Raw genomic sequence first — 370 nt, forward strand, 5'->3', positions numbered from 1 at the left:
TCCGCAGCGTGCTGATCGCGGTGCTCAGCTGGGTCAGCTTGGTGGCGATCGCCGCGTCGCCGACCGTGTTGGTCGTCGCCGAGGTGCCGCCGGCCACCGTCGTCGCGTTTGTCCACGCGCCGGCCGCCGCCGTCGCCACGCCGAGGTTGTTCGAGGTCAGGGCGCCGGTGCCCATTGAGCCGGCATTCGTCTGGATCGACAGGGTCGCCGTCGTCGACTTGGCGTCGAACGACACCGAGAGCTTGTCGCCGTTGAGCAGGTTGGTGCCGCCGTAGCCCGAGTTCTTCATCAACTCGTCGACCTGGGAGAGGACGGTGTTGAACTGGGTGGTCAGGGTGTTGCGGCGGGTCGGATCGCTCTCGGCGGCGGC

The 370-nt window shown here is 68.6% G+C and carries 1 pseudogene; it reads right to left on the reverse strand.

Annotated features, from left to right (window positions below):
- Positions 1-370: pseudogene (locus HPY23_RS12605) on the reverse strand (hypothetical protein); the annotation flags it as partial.

It is taken from the genome of Methylobacterium ajmalii, assembly GCF_016613415.1.
GTDB classification, from domain to species: domain Bacteria; phylum Pseudomonadota; class Alphaproteobacteria; order Rhizobiales; family Beijerinckiaceae; genus Methylobacterium; species Methylobacterium ajmalii.